Origin of the sequence: Chryseobacterium sp. ERMR1:04 (assembly GCF_001297705.1) — a bacterium.
Taxonomy (GTDB): domain Bacteria; phylum Bacteroidota; class Bacteroidia; order Flavobacteriales; family Weeksellaceae; genus Chryseobacterium.
Genome location: NZ_LIRF01000007.1, coordinates 500,703 through 517,363 on the forward strand (window position 1 = coordinate 500,703; position 16,661 = coordinate 517,363).

The window sequence follows — 16,661 nt, forward strand, 5'->3', positions numbered from 1 at the left end:
AATGAACAATCAACTTTATATACAGGAAATTCAGGCTCTTTTTGAAGATATCCAAAAGTCAAAAATTTTTGAAGATCAAAAAACAATGACGGATGCCGTTCCTTTATTTCCTATTTCTGAGATCAATGAAAAATATGAAAATGAAAAAAAGGCAGAAGGATTTGATTTAAAAGGATTTGTATTGTCGAATTTTGATTTTTTAGGAACTAAAATTTCTATTCATAGAGAAAAGCAATTACCTATTAAAGAGCATATTGAAAAACTTTGGGATGAATTAACCCGTACCGCTTATGAAGCAAAAGGAACGCTTTTAAAGCTTCCGAAGCCTTATATCGTTCCGGGAGGAAGATTTAATGAGTTTTTCTATTGGGATAGTTATTTTATCATGCTTGGGTTACAGGTTTCCGGAAGAGTGGAAATGATGGAGAGTATTGTTGAAAACTGTTCTTATCTCATTCAGACGGTAGGATTTGTGCCTAATGCTAGCAGAACCCATTTCTTGAGCCGTTCTCAGCCACCTTACTTTTCTTTAATGCTTGATTTGCTTTTTGAAACTACAGGCAACAAAGAAATTTATACTCAATATCACGATACTTTAGAAAAAGAATACGCTTTCTGGATGGATGGTGAAGAGGGCTTAGAAAAAGATTCAAGCAGTAAAAGAGTGATAAAAACTAAAGAGGGTGATATTCTAAATAGATATTATGATGCAGAAAATACACCTCGTCCTGAAAGTTACATGATTGATGTTGAGGATAGTGAAAATGCTTCTGGTGAAGAGTTTTACAGAAATATTAGAAGCGGATGTGAATCTGGTTGGGATTTTTCCAGCAGATGGTTTGCGGATGGCGAAACAATACAGACTATAGAAACATTGAATCTTTCTGAAGTGGATCTTAATTGCCTGTTGTGGCATTTGGAAAAAACATTGGTTAAATCTTCAGGGCTTCAGGGCTTATCGGAAAAGGAGAGTTATTTTACTTTAAGAGCTGAGAATAGAAAACAGGCGATTGGTACCTATTTCTGGGATGGATATATTTACAAAGATTATCATACAAAGAAATATACTACAACAGCATCTGAGCATATTGGTACTCTTTATCCTTTGTTTTTAGGTTTGGCTAGTGAAGAGCAGGCTGAAATTATTGCTAAAACAATTACAGAAAAGTTTCTTTATCAGGGAGGGCTTGTTACCACGACTAAAAAAACAATTCAACAATGGGATTTCCCTAATGCTTGGGCGCCTTATCAGTGGTTAGGATTTCAGGGAATGAAAAAGTATGGCTTTGATGAATTGGCTGAAAAAATTAAAAATAACTGGTGTGCAAATGTTGAAAGAGTGTATGATAACACGGGTAAGTTAATGGAGAAATACAATGCGCTGGATACCGAAACAGTTGCTGGTGGTGGAGAATATCCAAATCAGGATGGCTTTGGTTGGACCAATGGAGTTTATCTGAAATTAAAACAAAACTAAACAAAAATAAAATCATTTACGGCTATGAAAAAAAAATCAATCTTTTTGATTGCGGGTATTGCTACGCTTTATTTCAACAATGCCTATGCTCAGGAAACGACACAGGTTCAGGACTCTACGAGGTCTTCGTCTATTGAGCAAGTTGTAATTACAGGGAACTCTAGTCCTAAGAAGAAAATAGAATCTAGCACGGCTATTTCTACATTTAGTGCAAAAGAAATCCAGAAACAAAACCCGATAAGTGCGGCTGCTTTGCTACAAAGAGTTCCGGGATTTGCTGTTGAAACTTCAGGAGGTGAAGTGGGAAATAATCTTTTTGCAAGAGGTATTCCTTCTGCAGGAGCCTATGAATTTGTACAGGTGCAGGAAGATGGTTTGCCGGTATTCGAAGATGGTGCTTTGCAATTTGCTAATGCAGATAATTTCTTCCGTGTAGATAATTCGGTAAGCCGACTGGAAGCGTTAAGAGGAGGCTCGGGATCTATTTATGCAAACAATTCTCCAGGAGGGTTGATTAACTTTATAACCAAAGAAGGGACCAATGATTTTAGGGGAACGGCAAAATTGGAAACCAGTACCTACGGATTGATGCGTACAGATGTAAATCTTGGAGGTGCATTGGTTAAAGATAAATTGTTTTTCAACGTTGGAGGTTTCTATAGAACGGATGATGGGATTAGAAAAACAGGTTTCAAAGCTAATCAAGGTGGACAGGTCAGAATGAATCTTAAGTATGTCTTTGATAAAGGGTATGCAAAAGTCTACTACAAAAAGCTAGATGACAGAAATACATTTTTTCTTCCAATTCCTTTAACTCAGGATGGAGACAAATTGAAGGCTTTTCCTGGTTTTGATCCAAATTACGGAACGTATAGCTACAGAGGGATTAGCCAGTTGAATATTCCGCAAGCGGGAGGAGGATTTTTTAAGAGAAACTTAGAAGATGGGATTCATCCGAAAGTTGATGTGTTAGGAGCTGAGTTCAAATATGATTTGGGGAATAATTTCTCTGTTTTAAACAAAACAAGATATACCAATATCAATATGAATTACACGGGAATTTTCCCGGCAGGTGCTCCACAGACTGCAGGTGGTTTTGCGAATAAAGCCGTTAAGGATGGAGGCGCAGGAATTGTAGGGAATAATTATCAATATTCTTTAGTGAGTAATGGTGCTATTGTAAATCCTGATTATGTTCAGAAATTAGGTTTCTGGGCAATTGACAAACAAATGAATAATTTTGTAAATGATTTACAGTTCAATTATAAATTTGATAAAGGAAATGTGACAGCAGGTTTTTATAAATCAAACTGGAAATCAAACCAACAATGGAACTGGAGTAATATTTTAACAACAGCATCAGACAGACCTGAACTTCTTAATTTAGTCGATACTTCTTTAACGCCTAATTCTCCAGGATACTCTAAAACGTATAACGGCGTTACCGATATGTCTTTCTTAATGAGAGATTCTCAGGTGCAGGGTAGTTTGAATGATCTTTATTTAAATTTAGATTATAATATTACAGATAATTTGAGTTTCAATGGTGGAATTCGTTACAGTCGTGATTTCTATAAAGGATATGGAGTGAATACGACAACTTCAAACTTAAATAATTCGGGATTAACAACGGATGGTACTCATAGTTTCTTAACGACAACAGCGGATGATAATATGGCTGTTTTAGGAAATAAATATACCTATTGGAACTATGATGTAAACAAGGTTTCTTTTACTACGGCGATGAACTATAAAATTAATAGTGAAAATGCGGTGTACGCCCGTTTTTCTAATGGTTTTAGATCTCCAAACGAAGAATCGTACTATAATAATATGGCAGATTTAGGGAAGATCAAGCCTGTAACAACAAATCAGTTAGAAATTGGATACAAATATTATTCTAGAACGTTTGATATCGGAGTGATTCCTTTCTATTCTGCCTTAAAAAATCTATCGTTTACGGATGTTTTCTCTGATGGAACTTCAGAAAATAAATTTGCAAATACAACAAATATCGGAGTAGAATTGGAAGGGTATGCAAGATTGTTCAATAATTTTCTGGAAGTAACTTTCAATGGGACATTTCAAAATCCGAAATATAAAGATTTCAGAGGAACTAATGCCGATAAAACAACGTTCGATTATGATGGGAACTTAGTAAGAAGAATGCCTAAATTCTATTTTAATATTTCGCCAGCTGTAAATATTACAAAACAATGGAGAGCGTATGTAAGTATGAATTATTATGGCAAGCGTTTCCAGGATGAAGCAAATAGTGCGGATAATACATTACCTTCATTTACAGAATTTGGAGCGGGAACTTCTTATCAGTTAGGTAAAATTAGATTTGCGATCGATGGAACTAACGTCTTCAATACGATTGGTATTACTGAGGGGGATCCAAGATCTCCATTAACAGGAAGTGGTGATATCAGAATGGCAAGACCAATTATGGGTGCTGCTGCAAGAGCATCAATTTCATTTGATTTCTAAGATTTAACTTTTATATTAAATACAAAAACCGTCAGAGATTATCTGGCGGTTTTACTTATTAATGGGAATGGACTTTAGTCCATTTAAATAAAAAGATAATTCTATTGGCTTTAGCCAAAACTTATAGATGTCCAAAATTTAAAACTCAAATCCTTATTTCAAAAACGGGTTATGTTGCTTCTCAAAACCGATTGACGTAGGGTTTCCATGACCTGAAAAAACTTGTGTTTCATCATCTAAAATGAAAAGTTTTGTTTTAATCCCATCAATTAATTGATCGTAATTTCCTTTGTAAAGATCGGTTCTTCCGATGCTTCCTTCAAAAAGAACGTCACCCGAAATCATGAAATTCTGATTTTCATTATGATAAACAACACTTCCTGGAGAATGTCCCGGAACATGATAGATTTTGAATTTTTCTCCGTCTAATTCTAATTCATCACCTTCATTTACGTATTCTACTTCTACCTTTACGGGGTTGATTTGGAAACCGAATCTCATTCCGCTTGCTTGGAGCATATCCAATACTTCCTGATCATCCTTATGTAAACTCACAGGAACTTTAAATGTATCAAAAGCCCATTGTAAACCCAGAACATGGTCAATGTGAGCGTGTGTTAGTAATATTTTCTGGATCTTTAATTCGTTTTCTGTGATGAAAGTATCAATCGCTTTTGTTTCCTGTTCATTCATATTTCCCGGATCAATCAACCAGGCATTTTTATTTTCGTTATAAATGATATAGGTGTTTTCGCTTGCAAAATTGAATACGAAGCCTTGAATTTGAAGCATATGCTGAATGTTTTTTATTAGGACAAATTTAGCTATAATAGTTATTGTTTAAAACACCAGAATCAGTTTTTAATTATTTAAGATGCTTCGACTACGCTCAGCATGACATCGCTAAAAAAGTGTGTTACAATAAAACAGTTAGTATTAGAAATGTCATGCTGAGCGAAGTTGAAGCATTTGCTGTTTTTAATGTTAAAAAGCAATTCAACTGAATAAAGATCTTCACGTTTTGTGGTTTAAAAATGATTTTTCGTTATCTTCGTCATAATGAAAACTTTGCGCATACTTTTACTTTCTTTGAGTGGTTTGGTTTTTGGACAAAACATCCAAAGTATACAATTGTTCAACCCTCAGACGAACGATGAAACTCCAGTCATTAACTTTAATCAGAAATTGGTTTTAAGTTTTGATGATCTTACGAATTCTAGTGATATTTTTAGGTATACCCTTAAGCATTATGACAGAAATTGGAATGATGATAATCTTTTTTTTACAGAGTTTGCCAATGGAAGCTTGAATGATTTAATTGATAAGTTTCAATACTCGTTCAATACATTGCAACCTTATACGCATTACGCGCTGACGTTTCCTAATGATAAAATACAGCCAAAGGTTTCAGGGAATTTTGAACTGATTGTGTATAAAGATTCTGTGGATAAGCCGCTTTTTAAAAGAAGGTTTTATCTGGTTGAGGATAATGCCAGCTTAGGATTGAATATTTCAAGAATAGCAGATGCAAAAAATCCAAATGTTAACCAAAGGGTAGAAGTGCAGGCGATTTCAAAAGGGGGAGATCTTTCGTCTAATGTCAATTCAATGAGTTTGAATGTGATGCAGAATAACAACCCGAATGTCACGGTTAATAATCTAAAGCCAAGTGCTACTTTAGGAAATAAATTGCTTTTCCAGCAGATGAATCTTACTTTTCCTGGAAACAATGAATTTTATTATTTCGATAATAAAAACATGAATATTGCTGCCGATATGGTGAGTAACACAGAATTGAAAGATGGGGTAAATCAAACCTATCTTCATCCGGTTTGGGCATTTCCACTGAATTATCAATATCAACCGGATGTTAACGGAGCTTGGTATTACAGAAGAAATGACATGGGGCTTGAAAGAAATGCAGAAAGAGAGGCAGATTATTCTTGGGTGTATTTTTCTTTAGAATCTGATCCTGTAGACAAAGAAATTTATGTGTTGGGAGGATTTAATAATTTTAAGCCTAGCAAAGAAAATCAAATGCAATATGATGAAGCGGGTAAAAGATATGTGGCTAAAATATTTCTAAAACAAGGTTTTTACAATTATGTGCTGGCAACAAAAGAAGCCAACGGCTCGTTGAATTTCGGTGAGGTTAACGGAAACTTCTGGCAAACAGAAAACCTGTATCAGGCATTTTTATATTATGCTCCTTTTGGGAGAAGTTATGATGGTTTGATGGGATATGGTGAGTTTAGGACTCCTGTGAGAAAATAGTTTAATGAGTAAATCTATATACTTATTCTTAATTCTTTTAGTTTTTATATCATGCAAAAAAAAGTATGAGGTGGATGATTTTAGAAAAGAATTAAGGCCTTATTTAATTAGGCTTTCAAAAGAGAAATCACTTCCTGCTTCTGATACAATAGCCAAGAAATTTTTAGAAAAAAATGCTACAAAAGAAGAGCTAATTAATCTTATAGATGCGAAGAATCCATTGTTGAGAGTAGTAGCCTACAGAGCTATAGTAAATAGAAGTGAACCTGAATATTTTGATTTATTAATTAAGCATCTCGATGACACAGCTAAGGTAACTTGGCAGTACTATGAAGATGCTGGTGGAGTTTTTGAAGTTTCAGATTTAATGATAAGAAAAGCTCATGATAAAAATGGTTTATCGCCAATTCAAAAAAAATATCTTGTAGAGAAAGTTTTATTAGAATATCCATTTCTTGATGTTTCTAATTGGATGATAAAAGATGTAGATGCAAATGAAAAATATTATAATATAATTAAGTATAAAAGTAAGGTTGAAAACGAAGATAAGTGTGGTGATCAGTTGATAGCTTGCTATGCCTTGAGCAAGTTTAATAAGAAAGAAGATGTCAATTTTTTATATAGCGTCTTTCATAATAGTATCAATGGATACTGTGTTGAATCAATTTTTAAAAGCATTGAAGCATTCCCAGATAAAATCTTTTTTACGTTGTTAAAGGATTACTTTGAAAAGAATATTAAAAATAAGCTTACCTCAAAGGAAAATATTACAAATGACGTTTTATATTTTGCTAGAGCTGTTGCATCATATGAAAATAAAGATGCATTAGATATGTTAAATTATATAGAACAAAATAATACTTATATCAATCGTCCTGCTTGGCCACCTAGTAACAAAATATATGTTTTAAAAGCTGCAACCATTCATTATAATAAAATCTACGATGAGCTAATCAAAAAAATTAAGAATGAAATGAATGATTGCGACTTAAAGAGTTTTGGATTCAGTAGTTATCAGCTTTTAGAAAATAATGAAAAAAAAGATTGGTAAATTTAAATACTAAAAAACCTTATAGGTGTCAACGCCTATAAGGTTCTATAAAATAGTATTGAAAAATGTGTTGAATATTTTATTTAATCATTTCTTTTAATTAATCTCCTTGAAAATTGCGGTAATAAATAAGCTTTTTTCATTCTCAAAAAGGTAATGAATGTAAACGGGAAAGTTTTGCATCGCCATTTGCAGGTGTTCTGCTTCCAGATCTTCGGGATTTTCTATAATCTGTTTGATCGATTCTTTTAAGTCTTCCAAAAAGTACGCTCCTTTATGTTCTTTTTCAGCATTAAAAACCCTCATAAGAAGTCTTATGTCATTTTTTGCAATAGAAGATAATAGCACTTTCATTAAGCAAAGCTATTTTCTAATTCAGAAATGTTTTCATAGAAATCTAGTTTTGTTCTAGGATTCTCGTTGTGAAACTGAACTCTGTATAAAACTTCATCCATTTGAAACTGGGGAATGGAAAATCTACTTTGTGATTCTAATTTTTCTACCATTCTTGCCAAGGTTTCTAGTAATTCTGGAGAAAAACTTTCTATTTTGTGTTTTAAAATTTCGGCAGTTGCATTCATCATTTTAATTTTTAAGGTTAATGATGTTTTTTTGATAGGGTAAAGGTAATGAAAATAATTAAATTTAAAAATATTTATTAAAAATAACAGGGGTGTAGTTTTAAATTTGTATTTATTTTGAAATATGCACTTAAAAAAAATGGGGGTACTGTTTGAAATATTGCTTTTATTTTTTATTTGAAGCTTTTTCCAGCTTTCCGCTATATCTTTCGGGTTACAGGCTCTGCTTCGCTCCGCCCGCAACCCAAAAGGATGTCGCTGCAATCCGGGCTAAGGTGGTAATCATTCTTTCAGCAGCCGTCATTGCGAACCGTGGGTGAAGCAATCTCATAAAAGATGTAGTGAAAAACAGATGCTTCGACTCTGCTTAGCATGACATCGCTACAAATTACCGTAAAATAAGACGGTTAGTATTAGAGCTGTCATGCTGAGCGGATTCGAAGTATCCATTAAATAAATAGTACAAAGTCAGATTTTATTCCAAAATAGAAGCAGTTGGAATTCCCGACAACGCAAACCAATATTTAAACAAAAAAATAACCTCCGTTTCCGAAGGTTACTATATTTTAAACTAAATAAAATTCATTGAGTTTTTCCTCACACAAAGTTTTTACAACTTCTATCCAGCGGTCTTCATCATTCAGACAGGGGATATAATGGAAATTTTCTCCACCTCCGTGTAGGAACTGTTCTTTTCCTTCCACCGAAATTTCTTCCAGGGTTTCCAAACAATCAGAAACGAAGGCCGGACAAACAATAGCCAGGTTTTTCACTCCTTTTTTACCGATGCTTTCCAGAGTTTCGTCTGTGTAAGGTTCCATCCATTTGTCGTTTCCTAATCTTGACTGAAACGTAACCATTACTTTTTCTTTGGGTAATCCTAATTTTTTAATAACAGAATTGGTCACATCCAAAACATTGATGGCGATAGCAAAACTGATGACTGGGATTATTTTCACGAGAACAGCAATCGTTTAAATTACACGTTTTTGTAGGATCGGTTTTATAAATGTGTCTTTCCGGAACTCCGTGATAAGAGAACTGTAGCGCATCGAAGTTTTCAGGAAGTTTTTCTCTGATACTTTCTGCCAGACAATCGGTGTAGATCTCTCTATTGTAAAAAGGCTGAATATAATTGATCTTTATATTCGGGAAGCTCTTTTTTCTAACTTCTTCTGCTTTATCGATAACGGTTTCCGTTGTACTCATCGCATATTGCGGGTACAATGGGAAAAGCACGATTTCGGTAACACCTTGATCAACTAATTTCTGAATTCCAGCTTCAATACTTGGCTGAGCATATCTCATCCCGATTTCCACAGGAACATCTACCAGTTTCTGTAGCTTTTTCTGAATTTTTTCAGTGATCACAATCAAGGGTGAACCTTGCTCTGTCCAAACCGTTTTATAAGCTTCTGCAGATTTTGCAGGTCTTGTATTTAAAATAATTCCACGCACTAAAAGGGCTCGAAAGATCCAACGATAATCAATTACCTTTTCGTCCATCAGGAATTCGTCAAGATATTCCTTTACATCATTTACCGCCGTTGATCTTGGTGAGCCAAGATTTACTAATAGAATTCCCTTCATTATTTATTTAGATTTTCCAGTTGTCCATCAACAGTCGGACCATAGTTTTTCTTTAAGTGAAAAATATACACTTCTCTGGCAAGCATTTCCTCATCTTTTGTTATTCCAAAAGAAGCAAGGTATTTATCGTCTTTCTCAGAGATTATTTTGGTGAACAGCGCAAAGTATTCTTCAGGATGTTCACTTAGGAAATTTTCTCCCTTTGATTTTTTTATTTCGTCCTGAGTTTCTTTGTCAAGCTTATAATAATAGTGAACATAATAATCCAGGAAAGTCGTATTCTTTTTATTAAGTTTATCAAAAACAACATCCATCTTTTGAAGGCTGTCTTTGGCTAATTGAGATTTCACAAGATCTTCATGAAATCCGAGATTGATATTAGAATGTGACTCAGTTTCTTTCTTGCATGAAAGAATACTTATACTGAAACAAATAACTAGAAGAAATATTCTCATATGTAATAATTATCCGTTTACAGCTTCCACTCTTTCTACCAAATCAGGAACGAATTGTTTCAAAATACCTTCAATTCCGTTTTTCAAAGTAGCGGTAGAACTTGGGCATCCTGAGCAAGCACCTTGTAAAAGCATTCTTGCTGTTTTAGTAGACTGAACGTATTCCATTAAAGAAATCTTTCCACCGTCATTTTCTACAGCAGGAGCAACGTATTCATTTAAGATATCAGAAATTTTCTGCTCATCATCGGTATAATCTCTGTTGATGATCTTTTCTACAGGATTTTCGTGTGTTTGAGCTTCTATTGTGGAGATTTCACCACCGTTTTGTAAATATTCAGCGATCAATCCACGAACAGCCATCATTACCTGGTGCCATTCTACAGAATTATCTCTTGTTACTGCTACGAAATTATCAGAAATAAAAACTTCCTTCGTAAAATCAAACTCTTTAAAAATAGCCTGAGCCAAAGGAACTCCATCTGCCTGTTCTCTAGATTTTACTTCAACAAAACCGTCCAATAAAAGTTTGCTTGAAACGAACTTCATTACCGCTGGATTTGGAGTCATTTCTGCATAAATCTGATACATTTCCTTTTTCTTTTGAAGATATACTCTAGGGTTGGCCAATAGTTCGTCTTCAATGATGTTTTTCAAACTGTCAACTACGTGTTCCCACTCTACAGTATCTTGTTTTGCAACGGCTACAAAATTTGCTGTAATAAAAATTCTTTCAACAAAAGGATAGTTAAAAAGTTCTTGTGCCAAAGGAATTTCTGAGATATCAGAATCTCTGTCCAGCTCCAAAGACCCCGGAATCAAGTTGTAGTCTGCTACAAATTTCATCACTTTTGGGTTTTCGGTTGGTTCTATAAGTATAGTATGCATTTTTTCGTTAAATTTGAGTTACAAAAATACGCATAAGAAGTGGGATTGTAGGAAGAGGGGAGTTAGATTTTTGCTATTAACGTCATTTAAAAATTATGGGTTGGTTTTATTCATTCGGAATTGTTTTTAATAATAACACTGATGCTGAATTATTATGTAATGATTTTAAAAATAAAAAGATTGTTTTATCAAATCACGACGAGGTAAGTTTAGATTCAGATGTTGCTGAACATGAGGATAATGAAACTTTTGAAGAAAAACTATATATTTTACGTGTATTTATCGAAGGTTTAGGAACTAGTAACACAAATTTCAAGTTATATGAAAATCCTTACTTTTATGAAATAAGAGATTTTTTTTATGATTATTTAAAAAAAATCAATATTGATTTTGAGTTTGCACATTATGAATTGGAGGCTGCAGATATGTTGATGGGTTCTGAAATTTTAGAATATATAATTTATTTGTTTGAAAGTAATTATAAATCTTATGGCGTTCGAAGTTTAGAAATTATTTCTGAAATCGACAAAACTAAATTTTTATCTAAAAGATATATCGACGGAATGGTTATTTCTTTAAATAATTTTAATAAACTTGAAAAATTTAAAGATGAATTTCAGCCATTCAAAGAAAATTATTTCTGGCTTCCGATTAAAGAATTTAAATTATCAAATTAAAAAATATGGCACTTATAAAAGAACTTTTAGGTAAATCACCACAAATAGGAGAAAATACTTTTTTAGCTGAAACTGCAACAATCATTGGTGATGTTGTGATGGGTAGAGATTGTAGCATCTGGTATAATGCGGTGATAAGAGGAGATGTAAATTACATCAAAATGGGGGATAAAGTAAATGTTCAGGATAATGTAATGTTACATTGTACGTATGAAAAATATCCTTTAATTATAGGGAATAACGTTTCGGTGGGGCATAATGCTATTGTTCATGGATGTACGATTCAGGATAATGTATTAATCGGGATGGGTTCTATCGTAATGGATGACTGTTTGGTAGAAGAAAATTCTATTGTAGGTGCAGGCTCTGTGGTAACACAAGGAACGCACATTAAATCTGGTGAAGTTTGGGGTGGAGTTCCTGCAAGAAAAATTAAAGATATTTCTGCTCAGCTATTAGAAGGTGAGGTCAACAGAATTGCTAATAATTATGTAAAATATTCTTCTTGGTATAAAGAGAATGCGAAAGAAGTTGAAAGATAGTTTGAAAATCAAGGGTGAATTAATTTCGTCGTTAATTTTTTAGAAAAGTAAAATTCACGTGTGAAGCAAAATTGACGGTTCACAATTCACATTAATCCTTTTCACAAAAAAAGCTCTGTCAAAAAAATGACAGAGCTTTTTTAAAAATCCTTAGTGAGAAAACTCCTGATCGAGTTCGAGTGTTTGTGTTATTTTATTCTACAGGGTAAACAACCTCTGCTTTTCCGTTGATACATCTTATTCCTGCCGGTTCTCCAACCAATGAACAGTCTGATGTGATATTGTATTTTTTATTGAACTCAGCTTCTTTTGTATTGTAACTTTCAATTTTTGGTAAAATCTGAGCTTCTAATTTTGCAGGATAAGCGATATAAGATTTAGGTCCACCGCAAGCCTTAGATCCTATAGGAGCGGGTTTCCATTCGTTTGTTGTAGCACTTGTACATTTTTCTTTAGAAATTTCAGCATCAATTTCGGCTCTTAATTTATCCAATTGTGCCTGATCATATTTTTGACTGCTTTCGTCAGCAGGCCTTTCTGAAATGTCTTTAGGTAAATTAGTAGTAGAGTCAACTTTCGCTTTACATGAATTCAAAGCAAAAAATGAAAATAATACTAAAAATGGAACCTGAATGAATAATTTTTTCATAAAATATATTTTTTCTATTCTCTATTTTTCAAAACTTGTGCCAAGATAAAAAATTCAAATTCATTTTCCGTAATTTTGCCAGCGATGAACAATCATTTTTTTGACTTAATAGAATATACCAACAGAAGCATTTTCTTAACAGGTAAAGCAGGTACGGGGAAAACAACTTTCCTGAACGATTTTGTAAAACGTACAAAAAAGAAGCACATTGTTGTGGCTCCTACGGGAATTGCTGCAATTAATGCGGGAGGGGTTACCATTCACTCGATGTTTGGGCTGCCTTTACGAACCTTTTTACCTACAACCGATCGTATTGACACCAGTTTGGCGAATAATATTGCCGATCTGATGCCGCATTTCAAATATCGAAAAGATAAACTTAAACTTTTACGTGAGGTAGAGGTTTTGATTATTGATGAGGTTTCAATGTTGAGAGCAGACGTCTTGGATATGATGGATTTTTCTTTACGATTTATCAGAAGAAATAGCCAACGATTTGGTGGCGTTCAGATGTTGTTCATCGGAGATTTATATCAGCTTCCACCGGTGGTGAGAGACGAACATATTTTAAAAATGTTTTATAATTCTCCTTTCTTTTTTGATAGCCATGCCATCAAAGAGATTCCTTTATTGACAATTGAATTAACAAAAGTTTACCGTCAATCTGACGAAAGCTTTTTAGATATATTGAATGCCATTCGTGATGGAGATGTAGGAAGCATAGATTTTGAACAACTTAATGAAAGATATGATCCTGCATTTGAAACGGGAACTGAATCTTATGTCTATTTGTGTTCGCACAACAGAATGGCAGATGAGATCAATCAGGAAAAATTAAAGGAAATAAAAGTGGATCCTTCTACTTTTGAAGCAAAACTTTTCGGTGAATTTAAAGAAAATCAGTTTCCCAACGAGCAATTTTTAGAATTAAAAATAGGCGCTCAGGTGATGTTTATCCGAAATGATATTTCCGGAGAAAAAAGATATTTTAACGGAAAGCTGGGTGAAATTTCCGCTTTAGACGAAAATGAAATTAAAGTAGTTCTCGACGGAAGCGAAAGAGAAATTACCGTAAAAAGAGAAGTTTGGGAACAGAAAAAATATTTTCTGGACACCGATAAAAATATTAAAGAAGAAGTTTTAGGGAGTTTTGAGCAGTTTCCTATAAAACTGGCTTGGGCAGTTACCATTCATAAAAGTCAGGGATTGACATTTGATAAAGTGATTATTGATGCCGGAAAAAGTTTCACCGCGGGTCAGGTGTATGTTGCCTTATCGCGTTGCCGAACGTTGGAAGGAATTGTGTTGAAATCTAAAATTACGCCTGAAGTTATTTTTAAAGACAACAGGATTCTGCAGTTTCAGGGATCTACTTTTGCGAATGATAATGTGGAGGCTATTTTAAATCAGGAGAAATACGATTACAGCATTAAAAAAGTGCTTCGTACCGTAGATTCAAGATGGATTTTAAATGAAGTGGAAGAATGGAATAAGCTTTCAATCGTTACAAAAAGTATTGATACCGTTAAAACCAATCAATTATATATCCAGCTAAAACATGAAGTAACCCAATTGGGGAAAATTTTCGAAAAGCTTGAAAAAGTGATTTCCCAAAAAGTAAATAATTTCATTGATCAAAAAGAAGAATGGTCTGAAATTGAAGCTAAAACAAAAGGGGCGGTCAATTTCTTTTTTACGGAAATCAGAGATAAAGTTTTCAGTCCATTAAAAGATTTTTATGCTGAAATAAAAGGAGCAAAAGGTTTAAAACAATACAACGAAGAATTTCGTAATTGGCTGGAAGATGTAGAAGAATATCTGAATAGTTTAAAAGAAGCTCATTTATTAGAAACGAAACTTTTAGACGAAAAGAATGACAAGGAAATCAGCATGAAAATTGCAAAAGTTCCTTCTCAGGTGCTGACTTTTCAACTGTTTGAACAAGGGAAAACCATTGCAGAAGTTGCATTTGAAAGAGGTTTGGTAAAAGAAACGGTAATCGGACATTTGGCTAAATTTGCTGAACAAGGATTGTTAGATATTTCAAGAGTCATTACTACAGATAAGATCAAAGCTTTTGAAGATGTATTCTACAAAACGCCTCATGAAACATTAACGGAATGGAAAAACGCCTTACCAAGTAGTTTTGAATTTAATGAAATCAGGATTTTGATTAATCATTATAATTTTAAAAAGGAGAAAAATAAATAATAGAATAAAAAAGGGATTAGTAAATGACTTCAAATTTATTAATCCTTTTTTTTATTTAAATATCTAAGATTAATTTTCTCTGATTGTTATCCAAATAATCAGCGCTTCTGCTATTATTTCTATATTCTACTTCAATATTTTCGATTTCATTAAATCTACTTTTATCAGTTTGGGCAAACTCAATGATGGTGAAATATTTTTCATCAACGATATTGAAATCAACGAGTTTTAAATACTCATTCATTGAATTTTTATCAATCATAATTTTTCCACTACCAAACTGATGGCGGTCTTGTCCATTTTTCTTTACGCCCGAAACCCAATATTCTTCTCCAGTTTCTATATCAAAATGATTTCCTAAGATTCCTGTATTTTTAAGTTTTTTTAATGCTTTATTATTGAAATAAACCGTTTGACCAGATTTTGAAAATTCTACAAAACCAATCCACGATGATCCGCTGTGACCACTTGATTTATTTTCGAGATACATTATTTTTGATTTCATGGTTTGTTTTTTTAGTTTAAGCTATATTGAATTCTTCAGCAATCACAAACTGATTATTAATCATAATTAATTGGTGAGGAGTTGTCTTTTTCTCTCCAAAGTAAGTGATTTTTACATTGTGTTTTTCACAGATTCTTTCAATGCTTTCAACAATTGAAAAAGGTGCTTTTAAAATGATGCCTGATCCTTGTCGAATATTTTGTAGGAAGATGTCATAAGTAATTCCGATATTAATTTCAAAGTAATCTTTCCAATTTCTCCAGCCTTTTGTGATTTCATCAATTGAATTTTTAATGTCTTCAATGAACATTTCAATATTTTCAGGTTTCGAGCTGATAAAAACTTCAAGATTGTTTTCGCTATGATTAACGAGTAGAGGATGATGTTCATGAAAAGCTAACACTCCTGTGTCTTTCTGTTTTAAGAACGCTTCTTTTTTATTTTTAAAGTCAAAACGAAATAATTTATTTTCAATTTTTAAAATAATAAATGTTGATTGAAAAGCTTCAATTTCCACTTTTTTTTTATTAAAGTTTTCAATTTTGATCATGATTTTAATATAAATTCCTTTATGATCACTAACAACATCTTTATCAACAAAAGTTTTAGCTTCGAAACTATTTTCCGTAAAAGTTTTAGGAATAATAATGTGATCTATATTTTTATCAATTTCTTTAGTTGTATTCATTAGTTCTAAATCATCAAAAAGATTACGTAAACTTTCTGTTGTTTTCGAATTTATTGAAAATTTTTCTTCTCCTTTTTTAAAGGATGTATTTAAATCTCCTACAATAATAATATTCTTATTGACTAAGTAGATTTTTTTACAATCCTGAATTGTGTTTTGTAATTCTTTTTCAGCAAAAGGTTTGCGATTAAACCAAGTTCCGATTATAGTACAGTAGATAATAAAATTGCCAAATTCAGTTTCAAATTCCAAAGCCTGATTTGTTTTGTCATCCGTTACAGTATGTTTTTTTATACAAGGATATTTTGAATATAAAATTGTTCGAAATGCTTTTTCTCCCTTTAAATATTCTGTATAATTAAGATTTTCATAGATAACATTCTCAGGGATCTGCTCACAAAAATATTTATACTTGAAATTTTTAAGGTTAAGATTTATTGCTTCAGTTAAGATTAAAAAGTCAAAATCAAATTGATCGATTAATTCTTCAATTTTTAAAGAATCCTTTTTTCTCGCCCAATCAATATTAAGTGTTGCAAATTTCATGATTGTCAAAAATAGAAAATGTATAATTAAAATC

At 32.9% G+C, this 16,661-nt stretch carries 15 protein-coding genes and 1 pseudogene; 7 read left to right on the forward strand and 9 right to left on the reverse strand.

Annotated elements, in window-relative coordinates:
* Window position 1 precedes the first annotated feature (1 nt).
* The gene (locus AMQ68_RS16965; protein ID WP_054511789.1) at window positions 2–1,477 is read left to right on the forward strand and encodes a trehalase family glycosidase; all 1,476 of its coding nucleotides are present in this window, start codon (window positions 2–4) and stop codon (window positions 1,475–1,477) included.
* Window positions 1,478–1,501: 24 nt separating this feature from the next.
* Window positions 1,502–3,970, forward strand: a complete 2,469-nt coding sequence (locus AMQ68_RS16970) for a TonB-dependent receptor (protein ID WP_054511790.1) — start codon at window positions 1,502–1,504, stop codon at window positions 3,968–3,970.
* A 153-nt stretch (window positions 3,971–4,123) separates the two neighbouring features.
* On the opposite strand, the gene AMQ68_RS16975 is transcribed toward AMQ68_RS16970, so the two are convergent.
* Window positions 4,124–4,762 carry an MBL fold metallo-hydrolase gene (locus tag AMQ68_RS16975; RefSeq protein WP_054511791.1) on the reverse strand — a complete coding sequence of 213 codons (639 nt, stop codon included), beginning with the start codon at window positions 4,760–4,762 and terminating at the stop codon, window positions 4,124–4,126.
* A gap of 267 nt (window positions 4,763–5,029) precedes the next feature.
* Between AMQ68_RS16975 and AMQ68_RS16980 the strand changes: the two genes are divergently transcribed.
* Both AMQ68_RS16980 and AMQ68_RS16985 read left to right on the forward strand, forming a co-directional pair.
* Window positions 5,030–6,244 (forward strand): type IX secretion system plug protein domain-containing protein, encoded by a 1,215-nt coding sequence (locus AMQ68_RS16980; protein ID WP_054511792.1) that lies wholly within the window; start codon window positions 5,030–5,032, stop codon window positions 6,242–6,244.
* Between the two features lie 4 nt (window positions 6,245–6,248).
* Window positions 6,249–7,295: a hypothetical protein gene (locus AMQ68_RS16985; protein ID WP_123905732.1), complete on the forward strand. Its 1,047-nt coding sequence runs from the start codon at window positions 6,249–6,251 to the stop codon at window positions 7,293–7,295.
* Window positions 7,296–7,391: 96 nt separating this feature from the next.
* On the opposite strand, the gene AMQ68_RS16990 is transcribed toward AMQ68_RS16985, so the two are convergent.
* From AMQ68_RS16990 to AMQ68_RS17010, 5 genes and pseudogenes are all read right to left on the reverse strand, one after another.
* Window positions 7,392–7,649 carry a hypothetical protein gene (locus AMQ68_RS16990; RefSeq protein WP_054511794.1) on the reverse strand — a complete coding sequence of 86 codons (258 nt, stop codon included), beginning with the start codon at window positions 7,647–7,649 and terminating at the stop codon, window positions 7,392–7,394.
* Window positions 7,649–7,879 (reverse strand): hypothetical protein, encoded by a 231-nt coding sequence (locus tag AMQ68_RS25135; RefSeq protein WP_123905733.1) that lies wholly within the window; start codon window positions 7,877–7,879, stop codon window positions 7,649–7,651. The genes AMQ68_RS16990 and AMQ68_RS25135 overlap by 1 nt, the downstream gene beginning before the upstream one ends.
* A gap of 563 nt (window positions 7,880–8,442) precedes the next feature.
* Window positions 8,443–9,466, reverse strand: a pseudogene (gene hemH, locus AMQ68_RS17000) (ferrochelatase).
* Window positions 9,466–9,921 carry a hypothetical protein gene (locus AMQ68_RS17005; protein WP_054511796.1) on the reverse strand — a complete coding sequence of 152 codons (456 nt, stop codon included), beginning with the start codon at window positions 9,919–9,921 and terminating at the stop codon, window positions 9,466–9,468. Before AMQ68_RS17005 ends, hemH begins: the two are co-directional and overlap by 1 nt.
* 9 nt (window positions 9,922–9,930) lie before the next feature.
* On the reverse strand, window positions 9,931–10,809 hold the full coding sequence (locus AMQ68_RS17010) for a NifU family protein (protein ID WP_054511797.1): 879 nt from the start codon (window positions 10,807–10,809) through the stop codon (window positions 9,931–9,933).
* 95 nt (window positions 10,810–10,904) lie between these two features.
* Between AMQ68_RS17010 and AMQ68_RS17015 the strand changes: the two genes are divergently transcribed.
* The gene (locus AMQ68_RS17015) at window positions 10,905–11,486 is read left to right on the forward strand and encodes a hypothetical protein (protein WP_054511798.1); all 582 of its coding nucleotides are present in this window, start codon (window positions 10,905–10,907) and stop codon (window positions 11,484–11,486) included.
* Between the two features lie 5 nt (window positions 11,487–11,491).
* Complete coding sequence (locus AMQ68_RS17020) at window positions 11,492–12,028, forward strand: gamma carbonic anhydrase family protein (protein ID WP_054511799.1); 537 nt, start codon at window positions 11,492–11,494, stop codon at window positions 12,026–12,028.
* A 193-nt stretch (window positions 12,029–12,221) separates the two neighbouring features.
* Here AMQ68_RS17020 and AMQ68_RS17025 read toward each other — a convergent pair whose 3' ends face one another.
* Window positions 12,222–12,677: a hypothetical protein gene (locus tag AMQ68_RS17025; protein ID WP_054511800.1), complete on the reverse strand. Its 456-nt coding sequence runs from the start codon at window positions 12,675–12,677 to the stop codon at window positions 12,222–12,224.
* 84 nt (window positions 12,678–12,761) lie between these two features.
* On the opposite strand from AMQ68_RS17025, the gene AMQ68_RS17030 reads away from it, so the two are divergent.
* Entirely contained in the window at window positions 12,762–14,888 is a 2,127-nt protein-coding gene (locus tag AMQ68_RS17030) for a helix-turn-helix domain-containing protein (protein WP_054511801.1), read from the forward strand.
* A gap of 55 nt (window positions 14,889–14,943) precedes the next feature.
* Here AMQ68_RS17030 and AMQ68_RS17035 read toward each other — a convergent pair whose 3' ends face one another.
* Both AMQ68_RS17035 and AMQ68_RS17040 read right to left on the reverse strand, forming a co-directional pair.
* Window positions 14,944–15,393, reverse strand: coding sequence for a hypothetical protein (locus AMQ68_RS17035; RefSeq protein ID WP_071254878.1), 450 nt, complete (start codon window positions 15,391–15,393; stop codon window positions 14,944–14,946).
* Window positions 15,394–15,409: 16 nt separating this feature from the next.
* Window positions 15,410–16,627 (reverse strand): endonuclease/exonuclease/phosphatase family protein, encoded by a 1,218-nt coding sequence (locus AMQ68_RS17040; RefSeq protein WP_054511802.1) that lies wholly within the window; start codon window positions 16,625–16,627, stop codon window positions 15,410–15,412.
* Between the last annotated feature and the right edge of the window lie 34 nt (window positions 16,628–16,661).